This is a genomic window from Streptomyces sp. JJ66, from assembly GCF_019303495.1.
Classification (GTDB): domain Bacteria; phylum Actinomycetota; class Actinomycetes; order Streptomycetales; family Streptomycetaceae; genus Streptomyces.
Genome location: NZ_JAEVFI010000037.1, coordinates 22,183 through 30,895, shown reverse-complemented (window position 1 = coordinate 30,895; position 8,713 = coordinate 22,183). Strand labels below are relative to the sequence as shown.

Here is an 8,713-nt window from a genome sequence, read left to right as displayed (position 1 = left end):
GGCGCGGCGGGGGTTGGGGGTGTTGGGGGCCGTCAAGCGGGGTGGGCGGGGCGCCGATGCCGGAGGCGCGCTGCGCGGTCGGGTCGGGGAGGCGGCGGTGGTGGGTGGGGCGGGGTTGCGGGCGGCCGTGGGGGTGAGCGGGCGGACGGTGGCGGAGGGCGGGTTCGGGGAGGTGCCGTTGCTGCGACCGCTGGAGTATCCCGGGCGGGTGGTGACGGAGGCCGTGCTGCTGGACGGGGACGAGCTCGTGCCGTGGCGGGCCGGAGCCGGGGGTGCGGGTACGGCGGGGCGGGTGCCGGTGGTGGCGGTGGGGTCGAACGCGGCGCCCGCGCAGGTGCGGTACAAGCTGGCGCTGGCCGGGGTGCCGGGGCCGGTGCCGATGGTGCCGGTGCGGGTGGCCGGGCTGGCGGTGGGGCACTCGGGGCACGTGAGCGTGGCCGGGTATGTGGCGTACGCGCCGTATCCGGCGCCGGGGCGGCAGGCGCGGGCGGTCCTGCTGTGGCTGGACGCCGCACAGCTGGCGGTGGTGGACGCGTCCGAGCGGTTCAACTACCGCCGGGTGCGGCTGCCCGCCGAGCGTTTCCCGGTGTACGACACGGGCGGGGCGGTGGACGTGGGGCAGGGCGCCTACGTCTACGCCGGGTCGCGGGGGCTGCTGGCGGACGCGGACCGCGCGGCACCGCGAGCGGCGGGGAGCCAGCACGCGGTGCTCGGAGAGCTGCTGGAGCGGTCGCGGACGTTGCGGGAGCTGTTCGGGGGGACGCCGCGGGAGTGGGTGGAGCGGGTGCGGGAGGACCACCGGGTGTGTGCGCGGGGTACGGCGGTGCTGCGCGCGGAGGGGTGGGTGCTGGACGCACCGGAGTGGTGACCTCCGCCCCGCCTGCGGTGGCGCGGGGAGCGTGCGCCCCCCGGAACTGGCACGGGTTCACCGGCGTTGCACTGACGGAGCCGGCCACAGGAGCCGGGTGGCGTTGGTGGGAGGTTGTCGTGGCTCGTCGCAAACCGTGGATCGTGGGGGCGGTCGCACTCGGGGTGGTGCTCGGCGCGGTGGGGCTGTACCTGTTCCAGCCGTGGAAGTTGTGGACGGACGAGACGGTCAACGAGGCGTTGCCGTCCAGCCAGCCAGCGCCGGACCAGACGCAGCCCGAGCCGGAGAAGAAGGAGGACGAGGACGACGCGCCGGAGCAAGCGCCCGCCGGGCCGGTGACGCTGGCCTCCGGCGCCTTCATCACCCACGAGCACGCCACCAGCGGCACGGCGAAGATCGTCGAGCTGGCGGACGGCTCGCGCGTGCTGCGCCTGGAGGGTCTGGACACCAGCAACGGCCCGGACCTGAAGGTGTGGGTGACGGACGCGGAGGTGCTGCCCGGCCGGGACGGGTGGGGCGTGTTCGACGACGGCGCCTACCTCGACCTCGGCCAGCTGAAGGGCAACAAGGGCAGCCACAACTACGCGCTGCCCAGCGACGCGGACCTGGAGACGTACACCAGCGTCAGCATCTGGTGCGACCGCTTCAACGTCTCCTTCGGCGCGGCGGAACTGGCCCGCGCCTGACGGTGCCGTAGCGGCCTTCCCCCGGGCAAAGGAAGCGGGGCAAAGAACCGGCGGCCCTGGTGTCGGGGGGTGGTCCACCAGGGCCGCCGGAGGCTGTGTTCCGCGACGCCGCTCGGCGTCGTCCAGCGTGGTGATATACGCACGGCGCGCGTCAGGTGTTCAGGCCCTTGCCGCGCAGCCAGGTCAGCGGGTCGATGGGGTTGCCGCCGCCGGGGCGGACTTCCAGGTGCAGGTGCGGCCCGGAGGAGTTGCCGGTGGAGCCGACGCGGCCGATGGTGTCGCCGGTGGTCACCGTGCCGCTGGTGCGGGTCATCGAGGACAGGTGGCAGTACCAGATCTCGGTGCCGTCGTCGAGTCGCAGGATGATGCGGTAGCCGTAGGAACCGGCCCAGCCCGCCTCCTTGATGGTGCCACCGTGCACGGCCTTCACCGGGGTGCCGGTGGGGGCTGCGAAGTCCTGGCCGGTGTGGTTGCTGGCCCACATGGAGCCGGAGGCGCCGAAGCTGGAGGTCAGCTGGTAGCCGCTGAGCGGGAGGGCGTAGCTGGCGGCCAGCTTGCGCAGCCGCTCCTCCTCCGCCTTGCGCTTGCGCTCCTCTTCGGCCTTGCGCTCCCGCTCGGCCTGCGCTGCGGCTTCGGCCTTGGCGTTCGCCGCGGCCTCTTCGGCGGCGGCACCGGCCGCGGCGGCGCTGGCGGCTTCGGCGGCGTCCTGGTCGGCGGCGGTCTGCTGGGCGTTGGCCTGTTCCAGGATGCGGGCCCGCAGGGCTTCACCGGCGTCGGCGGTGCTCTCGCCACCGGTCAGCGCGCTCTGTGCGGCGGGCGCGTCGGCGGCCGCGGCCTCGGCGGTGAGGAGGGAGGCTCCGGGTATGCCGTCGGTGAGGCCGCCCAGGTCGGGCAGCGACACCGGGAGGCTGGGCTTGGACTGGGCGCTGGCGATGCCCCCGGCGCCGATCGCCGCGACCATGCCGACGCCCAGGACGGCGCCGCTGCGCGCCATGCCGGAGCGCTGCCGGGCCACCCGGTGCCGTCCGCGCACGGGGCGCACGGTCTCGGCGGTGGGGTTCCACGTATCCAGCGAGCCCCCGGGCTCGCCCAGTTCGGGCCCGAAGACCTCGTACTGGGCGGTGCCGGTGTGCCCGGCGCCGGTCTCGGTGGCAGACCTGCTCGACGCCACGAAGGCGTTCTCCTTTCCTTCCTTCTCGCCTACCGGGTTAGCTGACGGGTTCGGAGCAGGAAGGTCTCCTACGGGCACGGATGCCCGATTCACCCCAAGTAGTGGTTCCCCGGTTCCTTTCAGTGCGGTGATGCCATGGTGCGGTTGTGGTTGCAGCCGGGTTGGCAGGTGTCGCACTGTCAGGATTCGGCCAAGGCGCACGGAGCCGCCTCTTGTGGCGGCGGTGACGACCGCGCTGCGTTATCGAACGTTAATAGACATGCGCCCCATATTCCAAGCCTTCCCGGGAACAAGACCCCGCACTGGCCTGGACTTTCACCGCGTGAAGGGGCAGAACCGGGCATATGCGCCAGCGTTCGGGTGGTGCCCCGGACAACGATCGTGGCCAAGTCGTCATCTTCTGTCGCCCATTCGGCTACTGAGCGTCATGCCCGGTGTAGGTGACGGCGAGCAGGGCCATGTCGTCCGTCGGCGCCCCGTGGGTGTACGCGCTGACGTCGGCGAGCAGCGCGTCCAGCAGTGCCCCCGGCACGGGCCGCGTCCAGTCCAGCTCGCGCAGCCGGTGAGGGAGGTCGTAGAAGGCGCCGTGGGGGTCGCGGGCCTCGGTGAGGCCGTCGGTGTACAGGAGCAGGGTGCCGCCGGGCGGGAAGCGGGTCTCGTCGGCCGTGGGCGCGCCCGCCTCCGCTTCCCCGGCCGGCAGCGCGGCCAGACCCAGCGGGAGCGCCGGTTCGGACGCCGCGAGGACGCGCGGAGCGCCGTCCGCGCCGATCAGCAGCGGCGGCGGATGCCCGCAGTTGACGACGCGCAGAAGCCCATCGTCGGTGACCTCCGCCAGCACCGCCGTGGTGAACCCCTCCACGGCGTCCAGCGTCGCGGGGCGCCGGGCGCCCTCGCGGCGCAGCGCCCGGTCCAGCCGGACGGCGACCTCGGCGAGCGACTTCCACTCCTCGGCCGCCTCCCGGAACGCGCCCAGCACGATCGCCACCGCGCCCACCGCTTCCATGCCCTTGCCGCGCACATCCCCCACCAGCATCCGCACGCCGTACGGGGTGTGCTGCACGGCGTACAGGTCGCCGCCGATGCTCGCGTGCGACTGCGCGGCCTGGTAGCGCGCCGCGATGTGCAGCGGACCGAGCCTGCGCTCCGGCACCGGCAGCAGCGCGAACTGGGCGGCCTCGGCGACGTCGCGGACGGTGGCCAGCTGCTTCCGGCTGCGCCGCAGCACGTGGTTCAGGCCGACGGCGATGACGGAGACGGTGGCGACGGTGGCGGCCTTGAGCGTCCCGTCGAACAGGTCGAAACCCTCGCGCACCTGCATCAGCCACAGCAGGGCGGCGGTGGCGAGCACCCCGGTGAGCGCGGTGGCCCGGGCCGAGTACAGCGGTGCGGCCACCAGCGGGGCGGCGGCCAGCAGGTTGGCGAAGGTGAAGTCGGGCGGGGTCAGGAAGGACGCCCCGACGGCCACCACGAGCAGCACGGGCGGCAGGAACCGGGCGGCGCGCCAGCTCCTCGTCTCCTCCTCCAGCCCGCTCAGCCTTCGCCTGTTCACCCTTCGACTCTGGCCTCACCCTCCGCCCCGGGCGACCGGAGCGGGCCGAACGGTGGTCCGGCACGCACGGCGCCCCGGGCGCATGCGGCGGCGGGGTGGCGCGACGGCGCGGCGGCGCCTTGCCGGGCGGATCTCACCCCCGCCGCGTGCCGCACCCCGGCGACAGGGCCCGGGCGCTGTACCGCTCGCGGGCCGCTCGCAGGTGCGGGCCCTCGCGCACCCGGCGCGGCAGGGTGAGCAGCCCGGCCCGCAGCACGCGGGCCTGCGCGACGGCGACGGGCCGGGCGGCGCGCGGCAGCGGCACCCCGTACATCCGGCACGCCCAGCGCGGCAGCAGGGCGAACGCCAGCGCGGCCAGCCCCGCCCAGGCGGGCCGGGCGGGCGTGCCGTACCGCACCCAGGCGGGCAGCGGCGGGAGGAGCGCGAACCGGGCGGCCTCCCGCGCCTCCGGCGTCAGCCGCAGTTCCGGGCGCACCTGGGCGAAGTAGCGCGCCAGCTGCTCGGTGCTCCCCGGCAGCGGATGGCCTGGGGGGACGCCGACGAGGCGCGCGACGGTCGTCTGTTCGGTCAGGTAGCGGTCGGCCTCGGCGTCCGTCAGCGGCAGCCCGGCGGCGCGCGTCACCTCCAGGAAGGAGCCGACCTCGGTGCAGTGCACCCACGTCAGCAGGCGCGGATCGTCGGCGCGGTAGCGCTGGCCGGTCTGCGGCTCGAACCCCGTCACGTGGGCGTGCACGCGGCGCACGCGGGCGACGGCTTCCGCCACCTGTGGGCCTGTGCCGTAGGTGGTGGCGCCGATGAAGAACGCGGTGCGGTACAGGCGGCCCCACGGGTCCTCGCGGTAGGCGGAGTGCTGGGCGACGCCTGCCATGGCGAGGGGGTGCAGCGCTTGGAGCAGGAGCGCGCGCACGCCCGCCAGCCCCATGACGGGGTCACCGTGGACCCGCCACGAGACGGATTCGGGCCCGAACAGCCCCTGCTCCGGTATGCCATCCATCCCACCGTCCACGGTACGCCCGGGCACGCCGGGACGACCTCCGCTGCCACCCCTTTCCGCCGCCGGGGGCGATGCTGCCCGGGACGCGTGCGGCGGGTGCCGCGTTCCCAAGGCGGGTGCCGCGTTCCCGGGGCGCGGGTAGCGCGTTCCCGGGGCGCGGGTGCCGCGTTCCCGGGGCGCGGGCGGGCGTTCCCGCTGGTCCGCGAGGGCGCGAGCTTGCCCCGGTTGGGCGAGGCTCCGGGGCGGAGGGGCGAACCCGGGGGAGCTAACGCTGTGACATGCGTTCCCATGACGGCCCGTGGACGCTAGGTTGCCCTCCGATGCGCGTCCGCAACCCGGACACGCAGCCCCTCACGCCGAACAGCACGCACTGCAAGCGGCGGCGAGCACGCGTGCGCGCCCCCGCATCCTGCCGTTCCTCCACCGGAAGGACTGTCCGTGTCTCAGTCGCCCACGTACAGACGGCGCACCCTCGCCGCCGTGGCCGCCGCGGCCCTCGCGGCGCCTCTGCTCGTCACCGCCACCGCGAGCCCCGCCGCCGCCCAGCCCGACCCGGCCGACCGCGGCGAGCGGCTGGCCAGGGAGCTGGTGCGCAAGACCACCGGCGACGGCGCCCTGCGTCACATGCGGGTCTTCCAGGCCCTCGCCGACTTCAACGACGACAACCGGGCGGCCGGCACCCGGGGTTACGACCTGTCGGCCTGGTACGCGAGCTCGCTGCTGCGCGCGGCGGGCTACGAGGTGACGCAGCAGGAGTTCACCTTCACCTACCGCGAGACGGTCACGGAGTCCCTGACGGTGCTCACCCCGCAGCAGCGCGACATTCCCATCACGCTGATGACGTACACCCCGAGCACGCCACAGGGCGGTCTCCAGGCGCCGGTCGCCGAGGTGCCGGTGGACGAGGACGGCACCACCGGGTGCACCGCCGAGGACTACACCGACGGCGACTTCGCGGACAAGATCGCCCTGATCAAGCGCGGCGGCTGCACGTTCGCCGCGAAGCAGGCCGCCGCGGCGGACGCCGGGGCGGTGGGCGCACTGATCTACAACAACGTCGAAGGCGAGCTGAACGGCACCCTCGGGGACCCGGCGGCGGGCCGCGTCCCGACCGGCGGCCTGTCGCAGGCGGACGGCCAGAGCCTGTCCGAGGCCGTGGCGGCGGGCGAGGTCACCGTCAACCTGGAGCTGATCGAGTTCCAGGAGGAGCGCACCACCAGCAACGTCATCGCCGAGACGCGCGGCGGCGACGAGGACAACGTGGTGATGGTCGGCGCCCACCTCGACTCCGTTCCCGAGGGCCCGGGCATCAACGACAACGCCTCCGGCTCGGCCGGTGTGCTGGAGACCGCCCTGCGGTACGCGCGAGCCACCCACCAGTGGCACCACCGCGACGACCACCCCAAGCAGCCCGCCAACAAGGTGCGGTTCGCGCTGTGGGGCGCGGAGGAACTGGGCCTGCTGGGCGCCGAGCACTACGTGGAGGCGCTCTCCCAGGAGGAGCGGGAACAGATCGCGCTCTACCTGAACTTCGACATGATCGCCTCGCCCAACTACGGCCTGTTCGTCTACGACGGCGACGACTCCGACGGCATCGGCGCGGGCCCGGGCCCGGACGGTTCGGCGCAGATCGAGCACGGGATCAACGAGTTCATCCGCTCCCGGGGCGAGGAGCCGCGCGGCACGGACTTCAGCGGACGCTCGGACTACGGCCCGTTCATCGAGGTCGGCATCCCCTCGGGCGGTACCTTCACCGGCGCGGAGGGCGTCAAGACGCCGGAACAGGTCGCGCTGTGGGGCGGCGAGGCCGGGGTGGCGTACGACAAGTGCTACCACCAGGCGTGCGACGACCTGTCAAACGTCAACAAGCACGCGCTTGACGTCAACGTCCGGGTGATCGCTGACGCGGTGGGCCGGTACGCCTGGGACACCTCCTCGCTCCGCGCCGAGGTGCCGTTCGTGCCCTCCGGCCCGGGTGCGGACACCGACGGCGGCCATGACCACGACCACGGCGGCGTGACCCGGTAGGCCCCGCGAGCGCGCCCAGCGCGCAGGGGTGTCAGCGGTAGGCGTCGTCCCGGCTCCAGCGGGCCGGGACGGCGCCCGCCGCGCGTCGTGCGCCCGGGTACGCCGGTGCTCACGCCGGTTCAGTCGGGTGTGCCGGGTGCCCCGCGCCCGGTAGGCTTTCCGTGTGATCTTCAAGCGCATCGGAAACGGTCGGCCGTACCCCGACCACGGTCGGGACAGCACCCGCCAGTGGGCGGATGTCGCCCCGCGCCCGGTCCGCCTCGACCAGTTGGTCACCACCAAGGGCCAGCTCGACCTGGAGACACTCCTCGCGGAGGACTCCACTTTCTACGGCGACCTGTTCGCGCACGTCGTGAAGTGGCAGGGCGATCTGTACCTGGAGGACGGGCTGCACCGCGCGGTGCGCGCCGCGCTCCAGCAGCGCCAGGTGCTGCACGCCCGCGTGCTGGAACTGGACTGATCCCCGCTCGCGCGGCACCCCGGCCCGCGCGCGGCACCCCGGCCCGGCGTCCGGCCCACGCGCGGCACCCTGGCCGGACGCGACACTCCGGCCCGGCCCGGCGTCCGGCCCGTGGGGGGCGGCCCGGCCCGCGCGATGGCCCGGCATGCGGCGGCCTCAGCCCGCGTCCGGCGGCCGGGACTGATCTGTTCTCCGTAGTGGCGTGACCCTTTCGGGGCGTCCCCTCCGCCGTACGATGTTCAGCCAGTACGCACATCCGCACCCCGCGGCTACGCTGCGGCCATGAGCATGCTGACGCCCCCCGGCATCGGCGGCGAGTACCGCGTCACGGGGGACCGCTACCCCCGGATGCGCCGCCGTCGTCGCGGCCGCCTCCGGATCGTGCTGGGCGGCCTGGCCGCGGTGACCGCGCTGGGCCTGCTGTCGTGGGGCACGCTGCAGCTCGTCAACGTCTTCGCCGGGAACACCCCGCCGGTGGACGCCGCGCACGCGGCCGGGTGCGCGCCGCGCCCGTCGGCGTCCGCGTCGGCCGCTCCGGTACGCGCGGTGAAGGTCGCCCAGCCCGCCGCCGTCACGGTCAACGTGCTCAACGCGACCAAGCGCACCGGTCTGGCGCAGCGCACAGCCGACCAGTTGAAGGAGCGCGGTTTCACCATCGGCGCCGTGGACAACGCGCCACCGGAGCTGGACGGCCAGGTGAAGGCGGCGGGCCTGCTCATCGGCACCCCGGACGCCGAGGCCGCCGGAGCCTTCACCGTGCTGGGCGCCCACCTCGCGAAGACCGAGCACCGGGTGGACGCCGCGCGGGAGGGCGACGCCGCCACCAGCGTGGACCTCGTCATCGGCCAGGGGTTCACCGCGCTGGCGACGCCCGCCGAGGCCGCCCGCACCGTCACGAGCCTGGTCAGCCCGAAGCCGTCGCCGGAGCCGACGCCCGCGGACTGCTGAAGCCCGGCG

General features: G+C 74.4%; 8 protein-coding genes and 1 riboswitch. Of the genes, 5 read left to right on the top strand and 3 right to left on the bottom strand.

Going from position 1 to position 8,713, the window contains the following annotated elements; genetic code table 11:
- Both JJV70_RS20815 and JJV70_RS20810 read left to right on the top strand, forming a co-directional pair.
- The coding region (locus JJV70_RS20815; protein ID WP_219049567.1) for a hypothetical protein at positions 1 to 868 on the top strand (868 nt) is incomplete at its 5' end.
- A gap of 119 nt (positions 869 to 987) precedes the next feature.
- Entirely contained in the window at positions 988 to 1,554 is a 567-nt protein-coding gene (locus JJV70_RS20810) for a DM13 domain-containing protein (protein ID WP_219049566.1), read from the top strand.
- Between the two features lie 151 nt (positions 1,555 to 1,705).
- Here JJV70_RS20810 and JJV70_RS20805 read toward each other — a convergent pair whose 3' ends face one another.
- The 3 genes from JJV70_RS20805 to JJV70_RS20795 form a co-directional block, all read right to left on the bottom strand.
- The gene (locus JJV70_RS20805) at positions 1,706 to 2,725 is read right to left on the bottom strand and encodes a M23 family metallopeptidase (protein WP_374227324.1); all 1,020 of its coding nucleotides are present in this window, start codon (positions 2,723 to 2,725) and stop codon (positions 1,706 to 1,708) included.
- An 11-nt stretch (positions 2,726 to 2,736) separates the two neighbouring features.
- Positions 2,737 to 2,865, bottom strand: a riboswitch (cyclic di-AMP (ydaO/yuaA leader).
- Between the two features lie 275 nt (positions 2,866 to 3,140).
- Complete coding sequence (locus tag JJV70_RS20800) at positions 3,141 to 4,274, bottom strand: PP2C family protein-serine/threonine phosphatase (RefSeq protein WP_219049565.1); 1,134 nt, start codon at positions 4,272 to 4,274, stop codon at positions 3,141 to 3,143.
- A gap of 133 nt (positions 4,275 to 4,407) precedes the next feature.
- Positions 4,408 to 5,268, bottom strand: coding sequence for an oxygenase MpaB family protein (locus tag JJV70_RS20795; RefSeq protein WP_219049564.1), 861 nt, complete (start codon positions 5,266 to 5,268; stop codon positions 4,408 to 4,410).
- 438 nt (positions 5,269 to 5,706) lie between these two features.
- On the opposite strand from JJV70_RS20795, the gene JJV70_RS20790 reads away from it, so the two are divergent.
- From JJV70_RS20790 to JJV70_RS20780, 3 genes are all read left to right on the top strand, one after another.
- The gene (locus tag JJV70_RS20790; RefSeq protein ID WP_308294936.1) at positions 5,707 to 7,296 is read left to right on the top strand and encodes a M28 family metallopeptidase; all 1,590 of its coding nucleotides are present in this window, start codon (positions 5,707 to 5,709) and stop codon (positions 7,294 to 7,296) included.
- A gap of 163 nt (positions 7,297 to 7,459) precedes the next feature.
- Positions 7,460 to 7,756 carry a type II toxin-antitoxin system VapB family antitoxin gene (locus tag JJV70_RS20785; protein WP_071268372.1) on the top strand — a complete coding sequence of 99 codons (297 nt, stop codon included), beginning with the start codon at positions 7,460 to 7,462 and terminating at the stop codon, positions 7,754 to 7,756.
- Between the two features lie 282 nt (positions 7,757 to 8,038).
- Positions 8,039 to 8,704 (top strand): LytR C-terminal domain-containing protein, encoded by a 666-nt coding sequence (locus JJV70_RS20780; RefSeq protein WP_219049563.1) that lies wholly within the window; start codon positions 8,039 to 8,041, stop codon positions 8,702 to 8,704.
- Positions 8,705 to 8,713: the final 9 nt, after the last annotated feature.